The organism is Thermoflexus sp., from assembly GCF_042408815.1.
In the GTDB taxonomy this organism is placed as follows: Bacteria; Chloroflexota; Anaerolineae; order Thermoflexales; family Thermoflexaceae; genus Thermoflexus.
In genome coordinates, this window is record NZ_JBHOQR010000025.1 from 22,727 (window position 1) to 43,175 (window position 20,449).

16 protein-coding genes, 2 tRNA genes and 1 rRNA gene are annotated in these 20,449 nt (G+C 63.9%); 6 read left to right on the forward strand and 13 right to left on the reverse strand.

The genetic code is table 11. The annotated features are described in order from the left end of the window. Positions 1-21: 21 nt before the first annotated feature. The 5 genes from queA to rsmA all read right to left on the reverse strand — a co-directional run bounded on the left by queA (position 22) and on the right by rsmA (position 4,897). Positions 22-1,098, reverse strand: coding sequence for a tRNA preQ1(34) S-adenosylmethionine ribosyltransferase-isomerase QueA (queA, locus tag ACFMO3_RS08255; protein WP_376789941.1), 1,077 nt, complete (start codon positions 1,096-1,098; stop codon positions 22-24). After that, positions 1,061-1,681: a DUF3109 family protein gene (locus ACFMO3_RS08260; protein WP_376789942.1), complete on the reverse strand. Its 621-nt coding sequence runs from the start codon at positions 1,679-1,681 to the stop codon at positions 1,061-1,063. Before ACFMO3_RS08260 ends, queA begins: the two co-directional genes overlap by 38 nt. Before the next feature lie 136 nt (positions 1,682-1,817). Next, positions 1,818-2,921, reverse strand: a complete 1,104-nt coding sequence (locus ACFMO3_RS08265; protein ID WP_376789943.1) for an aminopeptidase — start codon at positions 2,919-2,921, stop codon at positions 1,818-1,820. 246 nt (positions 2,922-3,167) lie between these two features. Then, positions 3,168-3,926: a class I SAM-dependent methyltransferase gene (locus ACFMO3_RS08270; protein ID WP_376789944.1), complete on the reverse strand. Its 759-nt coding sequence runs from the start codon at positions 3,924-3,926 to the stop codon at positions 3,168-3,170. 35 nt (positions 3,927-3,961) lie between these two features. Further along, positions 3,962-4,897, reverse strand: a complete 936-nt coding sequence (rsmA, locus tag ACFMO3_RS08275; protein WP_376789945.1) for a 16S rRNA (adenine(1518)-N(6)/adenine(1519)-N(6))-dimethyltransferase RsmA — start codon at positions 4,895-4,897, stop codon at positions 3,962-3,964. A gap of 591 nt (positions 4,898-5,488) precedes the next feature. Between rsmA and ACFMO3_RS08280 the strand changes: the two genes are divergently transcribed. The 3 genes from ACFMO3_RS08280 (at position 5,489) to ACFMO3_RS08290 (ending at position 9,598) form a co-directional block, all read left to right on the forward strand. Beyond that, a tRNA-Ile gene (locus ACFMO3_RS08280) sits at positions 5,489-5,562 on the forward strand. An 8-nt stretch (positions 5,563-5,570) separates the two neighbouring features. Then, positions 5,571-5,646 (forward strand) — tRNA-Ala (locus ACFMO3_RS08285). Positions 5,647-5,874: 228 nt separating this feature from the next. Next, a 23S ribosomal RNA gene (locus ACFMO3_RS08290) occupies positions 5,875-9,598 on the forward strand. A gap of 112 nt (positions 9,599-9,710) precedes the next feature. Here ACFMO3_RS08290 and ACFMO3_RS08295 read toward each other — a convergent pair. Then, entirely contained in the window at positions 9,711-10,457 is a 747-nt protein-coding gene (locus ACFMO3_RS08295) for an ABC transporter permease (RefSeq protein WP_376789946.1), read from the reverse strand. 45 nt (positions 10,458-10,502) lie between these two features. On the opposite strand from ACFMO3_RS08295, the gene ACFMO3_RS08300 reads away from it, so the two are divergent. Then, positions 10,503-10,661 carry a hypothetical protein gene (locus tag ACFMO3_RS08300; RefSeq protein ID WP_376789947.1) on the forward strand — a complete coding sequence of 53 codons (159 nt, stop codon included), beginning with the start codon at positions 10,503-10,505 and terminating at the stop codon, positions 10,659-10,661. A 98-nt stretch (positions 10,662-10,759) separates the two neighbouring features. After that, positions 10,760-11,386, forward strand: a complete 627-nt coding sequence (locus ACFMO3_RS08305; protein WP_376789948.1) for a hypothetical protein — start codon at positions 10,760-10,762, stop codon at positions 11,384-11,386. On the opposite strand, the gene ACFMO3_RS08310 is transcribed toward ACFMO3_RS08305, so the two are convergent. Beyond that, positions 11,332-12,483 (reverse strand): glycosyltransferase, encoded by a 1,152-nt coding sequence (locus tag ACFMO3_RS08310; RefSeq protein ID WP_376789949.1) that lies wholly within the window; start codon positions 12,481-12,483, stop codon positions 11,332-11,334. The genes ACFMO3_RS08305 and ACFMO3_RS08310 overlap by 55 nt on opposite strands. A gap of 56 nt (positions 12,484-12,539) precedes the next feature. Then, positions 12,540-14,249 carry a helicase-associated domain-containing protein gene (locus ACFMO3_RS08315; RefSeq protein WP_376789950.1) on the reverse strand — a complete coding sequence of 570 codons (1,710 nt, stop codon included), beginning with the start codon at positions 14,247-14,249 and terminating at the stop codon, positions 12,540-12,542. A 200-nt stretch (positions 14,250-14,449) separates the two neighbouring features. Here ACFMO3_RS08315 and ACFMO3_RS08320 point away from each other — a divergent pair, with 200 nt between their 5' ends. Next, positions 14,450-15,136 (forward strand): DedA family protein, encoded by a 687-nt coding sequence (locus ACFMO3_RS08320; RefSeq protein WP_376789951.1) that lies wholly within the window; start codon positions 14,450-14,452, stop codon positions 15,134-15,136. Between the two features lie 326 nt (positions 15,137-15,462). On the opposite strand, the gene ACFMO3_RS08325 is transcribed toward ACFMO3_RS08320, so the two are convergent. The 5 genes from ACFMO3_RS08325 to ACFMO3_RS08345 form a co-directional block, all read right to left on the reverse strand. Then, positions 15,463-15,909, reverse strand: a complete 447-nt coding sequence (locus tag ACFMO3_RS08325; protein ID WP_376789952.1) for a Zn-ribbon domain-containing OB-fold protein — start codon at positions 15,907-15,909, stop codon at positions 15,463-15,465. 68 nt (positions 15,910-15,977) lie between these two features. Beyond that, on the reverse strand, positions 15,978-17,135 hold the full coding sequence (locus tag ACFMO3_RS08330; protein WP_376789953.1) for a thiolase domain-containing protein: 1,158 nt from the start codon (positions 17,133-17,135) through the stop codon (positions 15,978-15,980). Positions 17,136-17,144: 9 nt separating this feature from the next. Continuing rightward, positions 17,145-18,224 carry a hydroxymethylglutaryl-CoA synthase gene (locus ACFMO3_RS08335; protein ID WP_376789954.1) on the reverse strand — a complete coding sequence of 360 codons (1,080 nt, stop codon included), beginning with the start codon at positions 18,222-18,224 and terminating at the stop codon, positions 17,145-17,147. A 171-nt stretch (positions 18,225-18,395) separates the two neighbouring features. Continuing rightward, positions 18,396-19,097 (reverse strand): type II toxin-antitoxin system HicB family antitoxin, encoded by a 702-nt coding sequence (locus tag ACFMO3_RS08340; protein ID WP_376789955.1) that lies wholly within the window; start codon positions 19,095-19,097, stop codon positions 18,396-18,398. Next, on the reverse strand, positions 19,094-20,413 hold the full coding sequence (locus ACFMO3_RS08345) for a hydroxymethylglutaryl-CoA reductase, degradative (protein ID WP_376789956.1): 1,320 nt from the start codon (positions 20,411-20,413) through the stop codon (positions 19,094-19,096). The genes ACFMO3_RS08340 and ACFMO3_RS08345 overlap by 4 nt, the downstream gene beginning before the upstream one ends. Positions 20,414-20,449: the final 36 nt, after the last annotated feature.

Sequence of the window (20,449 nt, forward strand, 5' to 3'; positions counted from 1 at the left end):
CCAGGTTTTGCCGGGCGGGGATCAGAGGATCAACATGGCGTCCCCGAACGAATAGAAGCGATAGCCTTCCGCGATCGCCACCCGATAGGCCTCCCGCATCCGTTCATAGCCCATGAAGGCGGCTACCAGCAGCAGCAGCGTGGAACGCGGCAGGTGGAAGTTGGTGATCATGGCATCCACCGCCCGGAATTCAAAGCCGGGGTAGATGAAAAGATCCGTTTCCCCCTCGAAAGGTCCCACCATCTGCCACGGACAAACCGCCTCCGGGGAACATCCCAGCCCGTAGCGGGCGGCGGTCTCCAGAACGCGCACCACGGTGGTGCCCACCGCGATGATCCGACCCCCTTCCAGCCGCGTCCGGTTGATGAGCGCGGCGGTGTCCGCCGACAGGGAGCACCATTCCCGGTGCAGCTTGTGTTCCCGCACATCGGAAGCCTCAATCGGGCGGAAGGTGTCCAGGCTGATGTGGAGCGTGACGAAGGCAAAGCGGACACCGTGATCTCGCAAGCGGGCAAGGAGCTCCGGGGTGAAATGCAGCCCCGCCGTGGGCGCAGCGACCGAGCCGGGAACCCGGGCGTAGACGGTCTGATAGCGCTCGGGATCATGGAGCGGCCGCCGGATGTAGGGGGGGAGAGGGATCACCCCCAGCCGCTCCAGCCATCCCTCCGGCGGAGCGGAAAAGCGGAGCAGGCGGAGCGGCCCCTCGCCCTCGGCCTCCACTTCCGCATAGAGATCCATAGGCGAAGAGCCGGAGAGCAGCTGGAGGCGCGTTCCGGGGCGGATATGGCGTCCCCGCACCATCGCCCACCATCGCTCCGGATCCACTCGTCGTACCAGCAGCAGTTCCACCCGTCCCCCGGTCGGCTTGGCCGCGAATAGACGAGCCGGGATCACTCGCGTGTCGTTGAACACCAGCAGATCCCCGGGGCCCAGGTAGTCGATGATCTCCCGGAAGATCCGGTGCTCGATTTTCCCCGTCGCCCGGTGCACCACCATCAACCGCGCGGCGTCCCGCGGCTCCACCGGGGACTGGGCGATCCGCTCCGGAGGCAGTTCGTAATCATAGGCTTCCAGGCTCAGGAGATCCTTCAGTTCCATAGCGGATCCGATACAGCTCCAGGAGGGTCTGAAAGCCCTCTTCCCCCAGCGCCCATTTCACTTCCTGGTCGAAGACCATAAACAGAGGCCGCGCCTCATCCGCAGGCTGCTGGCAGGAGGCTTCCGCATAAAGCTCGTTCTCGTCGTCCAGGATCAGCTGGCCTTCCCATAGCGTGAGCGGATAGAGGGCGCAGTGAAAGGGCTTCAGGGCCCAGGGATGCAGTCCGGCCTCCATGGCAGCCGCCTGCAGGCCACAACGTCCATCGTCCAGCAGGAAAACACAGGACTGGCCGGCCGGATGAATTGGGTTCTCGATGACCGTGGTGCCCACCCAGTAACCCGCCGGCGGCGTGTCATCCCACTCCGGCTCGCCATCGAACCATCGGGTCTCGTCATGCCGATCCGGCGGCAACACCTTTCGGATCAGCTCCGCATGGCGGAGAATCTCATCGCGTTGCTCCACCCGCACCCATACACCGTAGGCGCAACAGCGGCCCCGGCAGTAAGCAGGGCCACATCGCTGGACTGGCCGTGGTTCCAGCAAACGGGGATCCACCCGAATCCCACGGATCTCGATCTCCATGGATCCCCTCCGATCGACGAAGCGTTGCCGAACAGGGGATTCAGGGAAGACAAAGGCTTACCGACGAATTCCTGGCATGGCGGCCCTGCCCTCGCGCGGGAAGGCCGGAGGGCTCTCCGCGCCGGAGCCCCCAGGGCTATCGGACGAGGAACTGTCCATCCCGGTAGAGCACCTCCCCGTCGACCACGATCTCCCCCTCCTTCAGGTCGCAGATCATATCCCAGTGGATCGCGGATGGATTGGTCCCGCCGGTCTCGGGATAGGCAGCTCCCAGGGCCAGGTGGAAAGTCCCTCCCAGCTTCTCATCGAAGAGAATGTTGCGGGTGAACCGGCGGATGGCGAAGTTCGTGCCGATGCCCAGCTCGCCCAGCCGCCGGGCGCCCTCATCGGTCTCCAGCATCCGATGCAGAAACGCCTCGTTCTTCTTCGCCGTGGCTTTCACCACCTTCCCGCCTTCAAAGACCAGCTCCACCCCATCGACCTCCCGGCCGCCGTAAAGGGCGGGGTAGGTGAAGCGTACCCAGCCCTCGGTGACGCTCTCCTCCGGTCCGGTGAAGATTTCCCCATCCGGGAAGTTGTGGCGACCGTCGGCGCTGATGAAAACCCGGCCCTCGATTCCCAACACCAGATCCGCGTGCGGGCCGCGGATATGGATCCGCCGGCGCCCTTTCAACCATTCCACCAGTCGCTCCTGAAAAGCCGCCTGCTCCCGCCAGCGGGCCACCGGGTCTTCGTCGTTCAACCATCCCGCCTCATACACGAATTCCTCGAACTCCTGGAGGCCCATCTCGGCCTCCTGGGCATACGCCTCGGTGGGATACAGAGTCACAACCCAACGCAATTCCCCACGGGCGGCCCGCTCCAGATATGTGCGCGTGAGGTCCCGCCGCGCCGCGGAGACCTTGGCCTGCTTGGCGGGATCCACATTGCTCAGAGAGCGGGTGTTGGTTTCACTGAGCACGTTGATCAGCACGTCGAAGGTCTCAATGACGAGGCGGTCGATCGGTGAAACGAACGTGAGTTGGGGTTCCTCCGCCACCCGGTAGAAGATCTCCGTTGCCCCGGGCAGGGAGACCAGCAGCTGGGGATGCCCGCCCTTCTCGAGCACCCGGCGGTAGATGGTGAGCAGGAGGGGAGCAGCGGCCGGGGTGCCCCGGATGGCCACCTGATCTCCGGGCTTCACCTCTGTCGCATAGTCCACCAGCACCTGAGCCCACTTCTCCAGACGGGGATCGCTCATTGCGCACCTCGAGGGCGGAAATTTGGCCGACGGAGCTGGGCTCACCAGGCCAGTGCTGCCTGGCCCCATCCTGGCGGCCCAACTTCCCGAATGGTTTGTCAGAGGAATTATAGCGCGGGGGAGGGGATGGAATGGGAAGATCGCCCTCCACTCAAGACCGGTGGGAAACCGGATGGGCAGGATGCTTCCCGTGCCTTTCTGTCCGCTCCGGGCCTGGGAAGAGTGGATCCGGTATCCGGGTGGGACTCACAGAACCCGGCGAGCAACGACCAGCATCTGAGGGCTATCCTCCTGATAGGGGGCCAGATCGTAGGTGCCGAACATCTCCTCCAAGGCGAAGCCACAGCTTTCCAGTAACAGTCGGAGCTCCCCCGGCCACAGGAAGCGCATCCGGCTCGGGAAAGCCCAGCGGCGCCATGTTCCATCCGCTCGGTGTTCCTCCATGAGAATGAGGAGTTCCAGGCGCTGGGTGGCGGCATCCACCCGCCGCGCCTCCAGCCAGACCAGAACGGTTCCGGTCTCCGCATCCTCGTGCCAGCTGCGCGCGTAAAGCTGACCGTTCTCCCCCAGCAGGGCGGCGTCGGGATTCAGACAATCCAGCAAGAGGAGCCCTCCTGGTTCCAGCGCGCGATGCAGATGTCGGAGAACCGCTTGTTGGGCCTCCAGGGAATCGAAATGGAGAAACGTGTTCAGAGGGATGAAAGCCATTGAGTAAGGTCCCGGTGGGATCTCCCGGGTCGCGTCCCCTTGGATCCAGAGGATGCGATCGGCCACCCCCACGCGTTCCGCACGAGCCCGGGCCCGGGCCAGCATCGCGGCCGAGGCGTCCAGGCCGACCACCCGGAACCCCGCCGCCGCCAGAGGGATGGTTAACCGGCCGGTGCCGCATCCCACCTCCAGCAGCGGCGATCCGGCGCGCTCCGCATAGCCCTGATAAAAGGGCAGATCCTCCAGGAAATCCCCAAAGAAGCGATCGTAGAATTCCGCAAACGCCTCGTAGTTCATGGCCCGCCCCCCAGGCATCCTTCCCCGCTATGCTGTTATGCGTTACCGATATCCACCTGGTGGTTTTCAGGGGCTGAGAGCGGCAAGGTGATGCCCCTATCGGTCGGTGGCGGAGCTCTGAGCGTGTGAAGCGCTGCGCTGAGCCTCGCCCATTCCTCCAGCGATAGGGTCTCCGCTCGTCGAGCGGGATCGATCCCCGCTTCCGCCAGTGCCCTCCGGACGAGATCGTTGGGGATCCCCAGGCTGTGGCTCAGGGCGTTGTGCAGCTGCTTGCGCCGTTGGCTGAACCCCGCCCGCACCACCTCGAAGAACCAGTCGGGATCCCCCAGATCCACGGCGGGCTGCTCATAGGGCTCGATGACCACCACCGCGGAATCGACCTCCGGCCGGGGCCAGAAGGCGCCCGCTTTAATCTCATCCACTACCTGAGGACGACCGTAGGCCTGCACGCTCACCGCCAGCAGGCTCATCGCCCCCGGCTTGGCCGTGATTCGCCGGGCCACTTCCAGCTGAACCGTGAGGACGATCCGGCGGGGCTTGAGGGGAGCCTCCATGAGATGGCGGAGGATGGGCGAAGTGATGAAGTAGGGGATGTTGCCGATCGCGCGATACGGATGGCCCTGAACCAGGGCGGCGGGATCGAGCCTCAGGATATCCCCGCGAATGATCGTGACATGGGGGAAAGGGGCCAGAACCTCGCGAAGCAACGGCATGAACTGTTCATCGATCTCCACTGCCACCACATGGTCGGCCCGCAGGGCCAGGTGGCGGGTGAGGGTGCCCGGGCCCGCCCCGATCTCCAGTGCCCATTCCCCGGGCTCCAACCCGGCCGCCTCCGCGATCCGGGCCAGGACCCGCTCATCGATCAGGAAATGCTGCCCCAACCCCTTGCGAGGCCGGATGCCGCGGGCTTTCAGGTATTGAGGCCAGGGAATGGGAGGCAGCCCCGGAAGGCGCGACCGATCGCTCAACGGCAACCCTGTCCTTATTCCAGATTCCAGGCGATTGGCGGAAACGGCGCAGCGGGCATCCCCTGGAGGGCTTGTGAGCGGGCCCAGGTCAGCCGCGCGCGCCTTATCTGAATCTACGCCCGGATCCGCCCGGATCACAAATCCACGCCGGGGATTCAACGCCGCCCTTCGGGATGGACAGTGGGAAGCCGCTTATGCCCGGTGCACGCTGTCGTCCCAGAGCGAGGGGGGCGGGCCTGGGGAGCTGGCCTGCCAGGGATGGAGGCGAGCGCCGGCCTCATGCTTCTCCTGCTGGAGCGCGAAGACCGAGAACGGGATCCAACGTGCGGAGCTGGGAGGCGCCCTGACAGGGACAAGCGGCAGGAGGCTGGAATTCTCCATCGAGCTTCGCATGCGATCCGCTGGATCCGATGAGATCGAGGAGATCCACGCGTTCACACTTCACCATTGAGCCTGCCCGGTCCGAAACGGCATGCACCGGGCTTCATGAAAGGCGGATCCTGCAAGGCATGGCAGCCAGCCTGAGGCCCGAGCGGGCATCTTGACAGAGACAGCTCCCGGTGTATAAAATCATAGAGGCCGTGGGGATGTGGGCCTGTAGCTCAGGCGGTCAGAGCACTCCCCTGATAAGGGAGGGGTCCCTGGTTCGAGTCCAGGCAGGCCCACCTGAGGTGGGGATGTAGCTCAGATGGGAGAGCGCCTCCTTTGCACGGAGGAGGTCACGGGTTCGAGTCCCGTCATCTCCACCATTCCTTGACAGAGGGGAAGGGCTCCGTTATAATGAAAAGCCCGCGGGATGGAGGCTGACGCCCGAAGCCGGGCGGGGAGTCCGGAGGCGGGGGCCAGCGGCCATCCGCTGGCGGGCCGGAGCGCCAAGAAGGGCTCGTCAAGGGGACGGGGGTGCACCTTAACAACCGAACAGAGCGTGGAAGAGACAAGCGACGCGGGCAGCTCGGGAAACGGGTTCTCCGCGTCACGTGTAAGCGAGTAAGGGCATGCGGTGGATGCCTTGGCGCCAGGGGCCGATGAAGGGCGCGGCACACTGCGAAAAGCCTCGGGGAGCCGTGTGCGGGCGTTATGACCCGGGGGTGCCCGAATGGGGAAACCCGCCTGGGGAGAACCCCAGGCATCCGTGGCTGAATCCATAGGCCGCGGAGGGGCACGGGGGGAACTGAAACATCTTAGTACCCCCAGGAAAAGAAATCAACCGAGATTCCCCTAGTAGTGGCGAGCGAACGGGGAAGAGCCTAAACCCACAGGGTGTTCAAGCCCGAGGGCGTTGCCCTGTGGGGGTCGTGGGACCCATCCGGGGGCGGCCTCGGACGCCTCAGGGAGTGATCAAGCCTTGGCCTAGCCGAAGCGGTCTGGAAAGGCCCGCCATAGAGGGTGATAGCCCCGTAGGCGAAAGGTCGAAGGCCTCCCGGGGATGGGATCCCGAGTACCACGGCCCACGGGGAAGGTCGTGGGAAGCAGGGGGGACCACCCTCCAAGGCTAAATACCCCTGGCGACCGATAGCGCACCAGTACCGTGAGGGAAAGGTGAAAAGAACCCCGGTGAGGGGAGTGAAATAGAACCTGAAACCGCATGCCTACAAGCGGTCCGAGGGCTATGGCCCCTTCGGGGGCAATGCCTGAGGGCGTGCCTTTTGGAGAATGAGCCGGCGAGTTACTCTCGGTGGCGAAGGCTAAGGGGGTCACACCCGGAGCCGGAGCGAAAGCGAGTCCGAACAGGGCGTCCCGTCGCCGGGAGTAGACGCGAAACCGGGTGAGCTACCCATGGCCAGGGTGAAGCGGGGCTAATCCCCCGTGGAGGCCCGAACCCATCACCAGTGCAAAGGTGTGGGATGAGCTGTGGGTAGGGGTGATATGCCAATCGAACCCGGAGATAGCTCGTTCTCCCCGAAATAGCTTTAGGGCTAGCCTCACGCGGTCCGTGGCGGAGGTAGAGCACTGGTAGGGCTAGGGGCGTTATGCTGCCGAACCCTGTCAAACTCCGAATGCCGTCACGTGCAGCGTGGGAGTCGGACCGTGGGGGATAACCTCCATGGTCGAGAGGGGAACAACCCAGACCGCCTGCTAAGGCCCCCAAGTCCGGGCTTAGTGGGAAAGGATGTGGGGCTGCTATGACAGCCAGGAGGTTGGCTTAGAAGCAGCCATCCTTTAAAGAGTGCGTAACAGCTCACTGGTCGAGCGGCCCTGCGCCGAAAATGTAGCGGGGCTCAAGCCCGGCGCCGAAGCAGCGGGTTTCCGTGCCGATGAGGCGCGGGAGCGGTAGGGGAGCGTTCCGCACGCGTGGAAGCGCGACCGTGAGGACGCGTGGAGCGTGCGGAAGTGAGAATGCCGGCACGAGTAGCGGAAGACGCGTGAGAACCGCGTCCGCCGAAGGCCTAAGGTTTCCGACGCAAGGTCGATCCGCGTCGGGTTAGGCGGGACCTAAGGCGAGGCCGAAAGGCGTAGCCGATGGACAGCCGGTTAATATTCCGGCCCCACCCGGGTGGAGCGAAGGGGGGACGCAGGAGGGTAGGCCAGCCGGCCGCTGGCTGTGCCGGTGCCAAGTCCTTAGGGCGATGAGGGCGGTAGGCAAATCCGCCGCCGGAGCCTGAGGGATGATGGCGAGCCGGGGAAACCCGGCGGAAGTGGTCGAGCCCACACTGCCGAGAAAAGCCTCTAAGCGTGGAAGCCCGGGTGCCCGTACCGCAAACCGACACCGGTAGGCTGGCGTAAGCGCGCCAAGGCGGACGGGAGAACCCTCCTCAGGGAACTCGGCAAACTGACCCCGTAACTTCGGGAGAAGGGGTGCCTCGCGTAGGGTGAGGCCTTCGGGCCAAGCCCGAGGAGGCCGCAGTGAACAGGCCCTGGCGACTGGTTACCTAAACCACAGGTCTCTGCTAACCCGTAAGGGGATGTATAGGGGCCGACGCCTGCCCAGTGCCGGAAGGTTAAGGGGAGGGGTGACCCGGCTTCGGCCGGTGTAGCCCTGAACTGAAGCCCCGGTGAACGGCGGCCGTAACTATAACGGTCCTAAGGTATCGCCAGAAAGGCGCTGCCTGCCTGTCGGGTAACCGACAGGGCAATACCCGGCTGTATGCGGGAAAGCCCTGAGAGCCCTCCCTACGTCTCCGGCGAAAGGCCGGCGTCAAAATGGTGGGGGATTGGGCAACCCGCAGGAAACCCCCGGGCTCAACCCCGGCGGGGATCCTCAGAGACCATACGCCGGGCATCCGGCGGGGAGGCCATCCGTGGAGCTGTCTCCAGACTGGGTGGTGGGGTTTGTGGACGGCAGAGGCTGCTTCCACATCTCTATCACCCGTTATCCCGCGGCGACGATGGGCTATCGGGTGCTGCCGGAGTTTGTGATCGTCCAGCACCGCCGAGATATCCAGGTGCTCTATGCCTTAAAGCGGTTCTTCCGGTGCGGTGTGGTCCGACCTGCCTCTGAAGACCGCTGGGCCTACCGGATCCAACGGCTGGAGTGCCTAGAGCGCCTCTGCGAGTTCTTCCTGCAGCATCCCCTGAAGACCCATAAGAACGTGGAGATGCGCCGGTTCCGGCAGATCCTCCTCTTGATGAGGGAGGGACAACACCAGACGCGAGAGGGGTTGTTGGAAATCATCCGGATCGCCTCGCGCATGAGCTCCGCCGATCGCGCCGCGCTGGAGCGGATCCGCCAAGAACTCCTGGCCGGATGAAGAGATGGTCCACCCCGTGGTGAAAGCCGCGGAACACGGTGAGCGAAATTCCTTGTCGGGTAAGTTCCGACCCGCACGAAAGGCGTAACGACCGGGGCGCTGTCCCGAGGAGGGTCCCGGCGAAACTGCGAACTGCGTGAAGACGCGCAGTGCCCGCAGCGGGACAAAAAGACCCCGTGGAGCTTTACTGGAGCCTGGTATTGGGTTAGGGTTTGGCCTGTGTAGGATAGGTGGGAGGCTGAGAAGCCCGGGCGCCAGCTCGGGTGGAGCCGCCGGTGAAATACCACCCTGGCCAAATCTTGGCCCTAACGTCGGCCCGTGAACCCGGGCGGCGGACAGTGCCTGGTTGCCAGTTTTGCTGGGGCGGCAGCCTCCTAAAAGGTAACGGAGGCGCCCAAAGGTCCCCTCAGGCGGAATGGAAACCCGCCGTTGAGTGCAAGGGCATAAGGGGGCTTGACTGCGAGGCTGACAAGCCGAGCAGGGGCGAAAGCCGGGCCTAGTGACCCCACGGTTCCGTGTGGAAGGGCCGTGGATCAACGGATAAAAGCTACCCCGGGGATAACAGGCTGGTGAGGCCCAAGAGTTCACATCGACGGCCTCGCTCGGCACCTCGATGTCGGCTCATCGCATCCTGGGGCTGGACAAGGTCCCAAGGGTCGGGCTGTTCGCCCGTTAAAGCGGTACGTGAGCTGGGTTCAGACCGTCGTGAGACAGGTCGGTCTCTATCCGCTGTGGGCGTTGGGGGCTTGAGGGGTGCTGCCCCTAGTACGAGAGGACCGGGGTGGACGGACCTCTGGTGTGCCGGTTGTCGCGCCAGCGGCATCGCCGGGTAGCCAATGTCCGGACGGGATAACCGCTGAAAGCATCTAAGCGGGAAGCCCACCCCAAGATCAGGCCCCCCACCGGCTTGGACCGGGTAAGGCCGCCGGGAGACTACCGGTTTGATAGGCCGCAGGTGGAAGCCCGGTAACGGGTGAAGCTGAGCGGTACTAACGGCCGAGGGCTTACACGTGGCGCGGAGAACTCGTCGCCCGAGCCCACGCTCTGTTCGGTTGGAAAAGTAGCGGGGGTGGGTCTCCATGGAGACCCACCCCCGCTTTCTTTATCCCCCAAATAAAGAAGGATCACGTCGCGAACATCCAGCGGCACCAGCGCCGCTCCAGCGTATCCACGATGAGATAAAGCGCGAGGCCCAGAGCGCTCATCAGGACGATCCCCGCATACATCGCCGGATAGTTAAAGAAAGTGCTGGCTTGAAGGTAGATATAATAGCCCAGGCCGTATCGCGTGGCCAGCAGCTCGCTCAGATACAGCACTGCAACCGCCGTACCAATGCTCTGCCGCACAGCGGTCAGGATGGCAGGCAGGGAGGCAGGGATATAAACGAACCGGAAGAGGGCTCGCCGCCCCGCCCCCAGGCTCCGCACCGACAGCAGCAGCTCCGGTCGCAGGCTCGCCGCCGCATCCCGCACCAGCACTAAGATCTGAAAGAACAAAATCAGGAAGATGAGCAGGATCTTGGCCAGATCCCCCACGCCGAAAAACAAGATCAGGATGGGCACCAGCACCACTTTGGGGATCGGATAGAGAATATAGAGAAAAGGGGAAATCAGCCGGTGGAGACGTGGGCTGAGGCCCAGGACCAACCCCAGGGGAGCCGCGGTGGCAATGGAGAGGACAAGGCTCACCATCACCCGTCCAGCGCTGGCTAGAAGATGCAGAACCAGGTCTCCCTGGAGCTCCTGCACCAGCGCGGCTCCGACCACGAGCGGTGTGGGGAGTATCGGGCGTCGGACGAGTTCCGCAAGCAGATGCCAGAGGAGAAGCAAAATCCCGATAGCGAATAGCACCTCGCTGCTGCGTCGCGACATGGCCCCTGTCCCCTTGCATGACTTCAATGGAGGAGGTCTTGCGAAATGCCACGCCGTCCATCCGGGTATCGGTGGCAGCAGACGGTGTTTATTATTTTAGCTATCCTGGCGGTGCTCAGCTTGATCCTGACCAGCATTCTCACGATGGTGCCACCGCCTCCGCCCACACCAACACCCATGGGTCTCTTCCTGCCTGGACCATGAATCCGGGACGGGCTGCACCAGTCCCAGGAACATCCGGAAAACCTGGGTGGGGTCGCCCCCAGCTATGGCCCTCCTAAAACCTATGGAGGAGACCGAGGATGGGAATCCCGTTCCAATCGCCTCGCGCCATGGGGTCTGGAAAGTCGCTGGCCTGGCTGGCCTGGGGGGGGATGCTGGTCGGATACTGGGCGCCCTGGATCGATGGCCACAGCGCAGGGTTGACCTTCTCCGGCTTCGATTTGGTTCCCTTCCTGGTCTTTTTCCAGCGCGCGGGTTATGGACCGCTTTTGCGGGAGCGCCTGTGGATCCCCTTGTGGGGCCTTGCCCTGGCGTTGGCCCTCCTGGCGCTGGAGCAAGCGGGGAGATCCTTTCGCCCCGGGAGATATCTATTGTGGATCCTTGCCGGATTATGGCCCCTTGCCACATGGCCCCCTTATCCAGATCTTCTGAACCCCCTCTCGATCGAGGGACGGGGTGGATTCCTGGGCGGGATGTTGACCATGCTGCTGATCGGATCCCTGCCTCTCTGGCCCATACCATGGCGACGGCGGCTGGCACTGGCCTTGCCTTGGGCGATGCTGGGCGGGGTGGGACCCGAGCTGGTTCAAGTGTGGAACCTCTGGATTCGCCATCTGGGGCTGGTTCCATCGATCGGATGGGGACTTCCCCTTTACGGATGGGGGCTGGCGCTCTGGGAGGCAGCCTGGTGGCGAACCTCCTCGTAGATCTCCAGCACGCGTTGCGCCATTTTCTCGAGGGTGAATTCCCGACGCACACGCTCCTGGCCCTGACGCCCCCGCTCCCGGGCTGCTTCCGGGTGGTCCAGGATTTCCTGAATCGCCTCCGCCAGCGCTTCAGGATCCCGGGGGGGGACGATCCATCCCGTTCCTCCAACAACCCACGTCGTCCCGGTTCCGATCTCGGTGGTGACGACCGGAAGGCCCGCGGCCATCGCTTCCAGCAACACGGTCCCGAACGCCTCTGCCCGGGCGCTGGCGGGCAAGACGAAGAGATCCGCCGCGTGGTAAATCAGCGGCAGCTTCGGATCCGGCACTTCACCAAGGAAATGGACTCGATCGCTCACTCGAAGATCCCGGGCCAGTGTCCGCCAGGCGCGCTCCATCGGGCCGGTTCCCACGATGGTGGCATGGAGATCCGGCAGGCGGGTGAGCGCCTGGAGGAGAGTATCCAGCCCCTTGTAGTATCGAAGGCGTCCCACGAAGAGCGCATGGGGGCGATGTGGAGCGGAGCACCAGGAGGACCGGAGAGCCCGGGGAGCTTCGGGGGGCACCGTCAGGAAGCGGGCCACATCGATCCCCAGGGGGACCACGCGGCATTTGTCCCGGAAGGCCTGTAGGTGAGGCGAGGTTTCCAGGTAAACCGGGCTGGTCACCAGGATCTGTGCGACCCGTCCCAAGACCCGATAGAGCCATGGACGATAAAGCCGGCCGCTCAGGCGCTGGCGCACGATGTCGCTATGGTAAGTCAGGACGGCGGGCCTGTTCCCTCCGTTCATGAGGTAGGCGATCTCCGCGGGAGGATAGGGATGATGAAGGTGGATTACATCCGATTGAGGAAGGAAGCGGCGGGCATAGAGGAAGAAAGCCAGGCTCAAGGGCGTGGAGGCCACGGTGAACCAGCGGGAGGCCTTCAGAACCCGCACCGATCCGTCCATGAGCTCGATCGTTTTGCGGGTCGGCGAGGTCACCAGGACGATCACTTCGAGCCCCATGCGGGCCTGGGCCTCGGCCAGGGCGCGGATATGGTTCTCGATCCCCCCGAGGATCGGGAAGTAGTCTTTGTATAAATGGATCACCCGCATGGAGGCTTTGTTTCCTCTGTGTGGGATTCTTGAGGCGATGGGTCTTTCCATTCAGGTCAGGTTTGTGAGCCTGTCTCAGGGAACAGCCGTTCATGTTCGGTTCCGAGAGATTCCTCGGGCACCACGCCGAGCTGCAGGAGCGCAGCGCGCACCTGGGCCCAGCCGGATGGATGGATGATGGCGGCCATGGGGGAGAGCACGTCCCGCACGTATCGGCGGGCCTCAGTGGCCAGCAACTGACGTAACAGCTCGGGATCGCTCACACGCAGCACCAACACCTGCTCCACTGTGGCCTCGGTTCCCCGGCTGGCCCAGCGGGTCAGGGCGCGGCTGAGGGCTTCCGGCATGGTCAGATCATAGCGCCGGAAGAAATCCAGGATCCGCTCCGGGCCGATGTTCTGCCCCCGTGCCCGGGTCAGGGAGCGGGCAGTGATGCGGTAGCGATAGACCTCGCCCGAAGCGATCCAGTCGGCGATCCGGGCGATCTGAAAGCGTTCATATCGGCGGGCAGCTCCGATCTCGATGGTGCCATCCTCCAGCAGGACGAAACGCGTATCTCCATCCGGAGGTGGATCTCCCTTCGCCAGGTAAGCAGCCCCGAAGGGCGAAAGCCGGATCCGATCCGGCTCCCCCAGATCCACCACTCCCAGCCAATGAAGAGGGCCGGTCAGCAGATAGCGCAGAAGAGCTCCTTCCACCCGATCCCAGTTTTCAAATCCATGCAGGTAATCTCCCGTTTCTGCATCCCGGATATACCAGGTAGAGAACTCCGCCTCCGTCCGCTGGAAGGTTGGGTTCTTCGCTTTGATCTCGCGGATGAGATCGGGGATCGCATACCAGCATCCTGGATCTAATCGGGTTAGGAGCTGCAGCAGGGTCTGGCGAGGCAGCCGGGGATCGTTCTGCCAGGAGCCCGTGGGCTCGGGCCGCAAGGTAGGCACGTGAAAGAGATCATTCCACTGCCCATTGTCCCGCCATGCCTCGAGGAGAGCACGCAATTGCTCCATCAGCGGGGCCTGGAGCCAGCGCGTGGTGACTTCGGGATCCAAGCGCAGGAAGTCCCGTCGGACCTGAATCATCCGGAGCGTTCCGGCCAGATGCCAGAGCAGCGACCAGCGTTCCCGGTGAGGCCAGCGCAGCTGCCGACGCAGGGTCGGAAATCGCGCCCATAGCTCTTCCGGGGTCATGACCGCCGGAGGCGCTTCGTTATGTATAAAGCTGAGCAGCGTGCAGAAATCGTCCGCCGGCGTCGTCCCCGCCCGCCGGATCCGGACCGGGGCAGGGGCGGTAGGGAGCGTCTCCGGTATCTGGGGGCGGGGCGCCTCCACCATAGGGGGCAAGCCCAGCAACAGCTCATCCGGAATGAAAACCACCTCCTCAAATCCGGCTGGCTGCTCCACGAATCCCAGGAAAATCCATCCCCGAAACCAGAGGGCCTCCGCTGGACCGGTCGGTCGTTCCCAGAGGTGTTCGCCCTCCAGACGAGCCGCGCCTACCCGGCGGATCTCCCCAAAGCGACGCTGAAATGTGGCCGCAGGCATCACCCCTCCGGCCATCACCAGGGTCCGGAGGGCCTCTTGCTCCTCTGACCCCAACCGAGCCCAATGCGCGCTCTGGCGTTCCGGATCCATCATCCATGGCAATAACCGAGCGATCAGCGCCTCGCGAGAGAGATGCTGGGGATCCACATCCCAGAAGCGCGCGATCACCCGTAGATGCGCAAGATCCAGTTCGCTCAAGCTCTGCCGAAGCGAGCGGACAGGCATATGAGAACCTCCTCCATTGTTAATATAACGCAGCCTGTCGCGCCAGACCGGGATAGTTTCCTTGCTCTTGAGCCTATGGGGGATCCATTAGAATAGGAGTCGCCATCGCCGAGCTGAAATCCGGTGACAGGATGCCCCCTACCCATCCGTTTGGGAGGTGAGGGGACATCTTCAGCAACCGTTTCCTTGAAGGGGGGATCATGGAAACTCTGGAGCATCAGCTGGTGCTGTTCCTTCAGGATCTGTTCCAGTGGATGGGATGGGGAGGTGTGATCCTCATTATGGCGCTCGAGAGCGCCAACATTCCGATTCCCAGCGAGGTCACCATGCCCCTGGCCGGCTGGATGCTGGTTCAGGCCCGCGGGGGGACGCTTCTTCAGGCGGCTCTAGAGGGCGGATTCTACGGAGGGCTGGGTTGCACGCTAGGCTCCTTGCTTTCCTACGGACTGGGCTATTACGGCGGCAGACCTTTCCTCTTCCGGTATGGACGTTACCTCCTGATCAGTCCCCGTGACCTAAAAGCCGCGGATCAGTGGTTCGCCCGCTGGGGGCTGTGGGCCACCTTTCTCTCCCGCCTGCTGCCGATTGTGCGCACGTTCATTTCGTTCCCGTCAGGGGTTACGCGCATCCCATTTTTCCCTTTCCTTTCGTTGAGCTTTATCGGCTCCTTCATCTGGTGCGCAGGTCTGGCGGTGGGCGGTTATCTGTTCGGCCAGCACTGGGAGGAGCTGCGTCGGATCATGCGTCCTTTCGATATCCCGATCGCCCTCGCCCTGCTAAGTGGGTTCGCTTATTATCTCTACCGACATATCCGCCACGCCCGGGAAGGATATGAGGCGTTTCTCCCATCCATGGGGGAAGCCGATCCCCCAGAAAAGAGCTCATAGCCAGCAGAGGCCCCCCAACGCATCGCTGCCCCCTTTCTTGCTGGAAAGGGTCCTGCCCGGCCCCCATCTTAAATTTGATCCTTTCGCCCGCTGCAAGGAAGGCCAAGCGGATCCTGATCGCTGATGGCCAGCCGTTGCTGGGGCATCCGAGGAGATCCTCTCCGGGGACGACTCTGGCGGTGGGCCTGCAGAGAGCTGTGGCCTCGAGGAAAACTCCCGTCCTCTCGAAGCTTTTCGGCCCGGAGCAGGAATATTCCCCGGGGCGGTGCGGATGGCCAGAGACGACCGACACCGCCCCAGGGGGCCTCTGGGAGAATCCGTGCCCTTTATTCTGCTCCCGCTGTCACGGTGGCCGTGGGCGAAGGGATCGTCACCATACGGCGGAGGATGGGCCGGAATTTATAGCCATACGCGATCACCCCGTGCTCACCCTGACGGTGCAGGACACGGGTCACCATCTCCACAGGCATCCCGATGTAGACTTCCTCCGGTTCCACATCGGTGAGCATTGCCGAGACCAGCGGGCCTTCCTCCAGTTTGATCAACGCCACGATGTAAGGGGCTTGCTCTTCATAGCCCGCCGGCGGCTCGTAGACCACCGTGTAGGAATAGACTTCCCCGCGGCCTGAGAAGGGATACGGCGCGCGCGCGGGCCGCTGGCACTCCGGGCAGACATCCCGAGGCGGGAACAGGCGAGCGCCGCACCCCTCACAGATTTCCCCTTCCAAGCGATATCGCTGGGATCGTCCACGCCATGCGCGTGCAGGATGCATAGCCACCTCCTTCCGGCAAATGTGACACGATGGATGGGGAGGGCCACTGCCGGTCTCCCATCCTCCTGTTAATCCATGGCCTCCAGAATATGGGTGATCACCGTGGCCCCCGTCCCTCCGATGTTCTGGGTCATCCCCAGGCGGGCGTGCGGGACCTGGTTGGGCCCGGCCTGGCCCTGCAACTGCATGACGGCTTCCACCACCTGATAGATCCCGGTGGCCCCGACCGGGTGCCCCCGGGCCTTCAATCCGCCCATCGTCGCGATGGGAAGCCGGCCATCCCGGAAGATCGCCCCCTCCAGGGCCATGGCCACCCCGCGCCCTCGGGGCGCAAAACCGCAAGCCTCCAGGGAGAGGGCCGCCATGATCGTGAAGGCATCGTGCAGCTCGAAGAAATCAATGTCCTCCGGGCGAACCCCAGCCTGCTGGAAAGCCCGGTAGGCCGAGAGGGCGGCCGCCTCCAGCCAGAGGGGATCCCGACGATCGTGCAGGGCCACCGTGTCCGTTGCCACAGCGGATGCCCGGATGCGGACCGGGCGCTCCTGGAATGCCCGGGCCTGATCCGCCGGGCACAAGATCACCGCCGCTGCCCCATCGCAGACCGGTGAGGCGTCCAGTAGGGTGATCGGGTCGGCGATCATGCGGGCAGAAGCGAACGCTTCCGCCGTGATGGGAAACCGCAACATCGCATAGGGGTTGTGGACAGCATTGTGGTGCGCGTTGATGGAGAAGGGCGCGAAATCCTCTCGCCGGTATCCGTATTCATGCATATAGCGGCGCATCAACAGGGCGTTGAGGGCAGTGAAGGTCATCCCGTGCACGGCTTCATATTCTGCATCGGCTGCCGTCGCCAGGGCGGCGGTGATCGTTTCCCCGGAGGCGTCCGTCATTTTCTCCACCCCCACCACGGCCACGAAGTCCGCCAGACCGCCCGCGACCATGGCGTAGCCGATTCGCAACGCGGCGGCGCCGGAGGCGCATGCTGCCTCGACTTTGACCGCCTCCACGCCGTGCATCCCGGCGAAATCGGCCACCAGCGCCCCCAGATGCTCCTGGGCTTCCACCTGCCCCGAGAGCATATTCCCGATGTATAGAGCGTCCAGCCGCTCCACCCCGGCATCCTGCATGGCGGCTTCTAACGCCTCCAGTGCCAGCTCTCGCAGCCCTTTATTCCAATGCTCCCCCACCGGGGTCTGGCCGATGCCGATAATGGCGACCTCGCGCATCGCGCCTCCTTACGCCTCGGTGTCCATCACGATCTTTCGGCGATAACGAGCATAGGTGGCGTAATCGATCACCACGCGGCGAGCGATGTAATCCCGGGTTCGAGGTGCTCGATCCCGCCGCTCCAGGATGGCTTCCGTCACCACCAGGGAGAAGGCGTCGGATCCGGCGCCGGAGCCGAAGGACACGGCCAGGATCCGATCGCCCGGCCGAGCCTCGTCCAGGATAGCAGTCAGCCCGATCAGACAAGAGCCTGCATAGGTATTGCCGATCTCATCCACCAGGAGCCCGATCTGGATCTGCTCCGGCCGGAACCCCAGCATCTTCGCGGCCTTCTGCGGGAACTTCACGTTCGGCTGGTGAAACACCGCATACGTGTAATCCTCCGGCCGGGCTCCCAGCGCTTCCATCAGCTGTCGAGTGGCTTCTACAATATGGTGGAAATAAGCGGGCTCCCCCGTGAAACGACCGCCGTGCTCCGGATACCGGGCGTGGGCCCGGCGCCAGAAATCCGGCGTATCGGTAACATAGGAGAGCGATCCCTCCAGGATCGCTAGGCTTTCCTCCGCTGGGCCGATGATGAAAGCAGCCCCGCCAGCTCCCGCTGTGTATTCCAGGGCATCGCCCGGCCGGCCCTGGGCCGTGTCAGTCCCAATAGCCATCGCGTAATCGGCCATCCCCGAGCCCACAAAGCCGATGGCGGCCTGCATGGCCTCGGTGCCGGCTTTGCATGCGAATTCCCAATCTCCGGCCTGGACGTAGGGGGTGGCTCCAAGGGCCTCAGCGACGAGAGTACCGCTGGGTTTGACCGCGTAGGGATGGGATTCGCTGCCCACCCAGACTGCCCGCAGGCGATGCGCCGCAATCCCTGCCCGGGCCAGGGCGTTCCGGGCTGCCTCAATGGACATTGTCACCACATCCTCATCGGGTCCCGGCACAGCCTTCTCCCGCACTGGTGGGGGCTCTGCCCCGCCGGTCCACAAGCGGGAGATCTCAATGCCCGGCAGGCGGTAGCGAGGGACGTAAGCCCCATAGCCCACGATGCCAACGGAACGGAATGACTTCAGGATCCGATGACCGTTCTCATACATTCGAACCCTCCGATGATTCATCAAGATATCTGTATCGGGCTTGCGCCGTTGAGCGGGAATCTGGTAGGCCAGGTGGCTTCTTCCTGCTCTTCCTCCCTCACTTCAGAGGCCCCGGAGGGCCGCTCGCGAATGGGCGCCTTCCAGGCGGGCCTGGGGTCTGCCATGCCAGGCTTACGACCACCCCATCGCCCGACGCAGTTGGTGAAGATGAAGCACGTGGTCCCGCTCATGCCATGCGGCCCGACGCAACACTTTGCGTGGAGACCAGAACTCTCCATCCACGCCCACGACGATCGATTGCCCGATCCAATCTTGAAGGGCCTGTTCCAGGGCGTAGCGAACCTGTTCCAGATGCGCCCAGATCTCCGCGGGTGGAGCTTTGAGATCCCGACCCAGTCGACTGAGATACCCGTTCTCCTCGTAAGCCACGTGGCGCAGCACCCCGCGCATAGACCACCGCTGGCCTGGCAGCACCGCGTCCAGAACCGGGTCCGGCAGGCCCTCCACCGCCGCCTGGAGATCCGCCCGAGAGGCGGCGAGGACCTGAAGGCCGAACTCCACCTCTTCCTCCGTCAGGGGCCGCCAGTCGTCCAGAAACCACGCATTCACCTCTCGGGAGCCGCCTCGCTCGAAGCGTTCGTTGATCGTGTAGACCTCGAAGATCTCCACCACCCGGAAATCCTCTGGAACCCCAGGCCCCGCGGCGGGGATCCCATGAGCGCCCAGCCAGGCGAAATAATCCCGAATCGCCTCCGGGATCCGTTCCAGAACCTCCCGCTCGGTGTGGGCAAAGACAAAGCATCCCGGATAGTCCAGAATCCAGGCGATGTGTCCTCCTTCTGCACCGCGTTCCAGTCCCACCCGGTAGGTCATCCATGCTCCCTCCATTGAGGCTCTCCGGTTGTGGATCCCCGAAGCTCTTGCAGGAGCTCCCGGGCGCGGGCCAGTCGGATGTTGCGCTCCGTGACGAGCTGTTGAGCGATCCGATCGATCTCCTCGCCAGCGGCCCCCGCGGCCATGGCGATCTGACGGGCGTGCAATTCCATGTGCCCGCGCTGAATCCCCTCGGTGGCCAGGGCCCGCAGGGCGGCCAGGTTCTGGGCCAGGCCCACGGCGGCCATGATCTCTGCCAGCTCCCGCGCGGACGAAACGCCCAGGATTTTAAGGGCCACTCGGGCCAGGGGATGGGCCTGGGTGGCTCCCCCTACGATCCCCACCGCCAGAGGCAGCTCAATCCGTCCATGCAGAGCCCCCCCTTCATCCCGCCACCATTGGGTGAGCGGCCGATACGGGCCATTCCGTGCGGCATAGGCGTGGGCACCCGCCTCAATCGCCCGCCAGTCGTTGCCGGTGGCCAGGGCCACCGCATCGATGCCGTTCATGATCCCCTTGTTATGAGTGGCCGCCCGATAGGGGTCCACTTCGGCCAGCGCCTGCGCTTCCAGAATTCCCTGGATGACGAGATCCCCCGGGAAGTCCGGTGTCTCCAGGGCTTCCGAAGGGATCCGAACTTCCGCCCAGGCCCGCCGACGGTCCGCTAAATTCGAAAGGATCCGCAGAACCACCCGCCCTCCTGTGATCCGGGCGATCAGAGGGGCCACCGCCTCGCAGACGGTGTTCACCGCGTTGGCCCCCATCGCGTCTCGGACATCATAGAATATGTAAACAACGAGCATCGGCCCGACAGGGGTGTCTGGGAACGAAACGACCTCCAGCCCCCGAAACCCCCCACCCCGGGCGACGATCGAGGGCGTAGCCGCCTCGGCCGCTGTTCGGATCGCCTCGACCTGTTCCTCGATCACCCGGGCTGCTGTGGAAAGATCCGGGAGGTTCACGATCTGGATTTGCCCGCGCATAATGGGCTCCTCGCTGCCGGCGAGGAATCCCCCACCGACCCGAGCCAGGCGGGCGGCGTGGGAGAGCGCTGCCACCACCGACGGCTCCTCAATCACCATCGGGATCAGGACCTCCCGGCCGTTGATTAGGAAATTCACCGCCACCGCAAAGGGCAGTGCGAACCGGCCGATCACATTTTCCACCAGGTGGTCCGCCTGTTCTAATGTTAGACCGCCGTTGAGCAACAAAGCCTGCTCCTCGGGGGTCAGACCGGCCTGTTCGGCGACCCATCGGGCACGCGCTTCCAGCGGCAATCGATAGAAGCCCGGGTAACGAGAAGTGCGGCGGGACATTGCATAAAGAAAGATTATGGGGGATGGGCTGTCAAA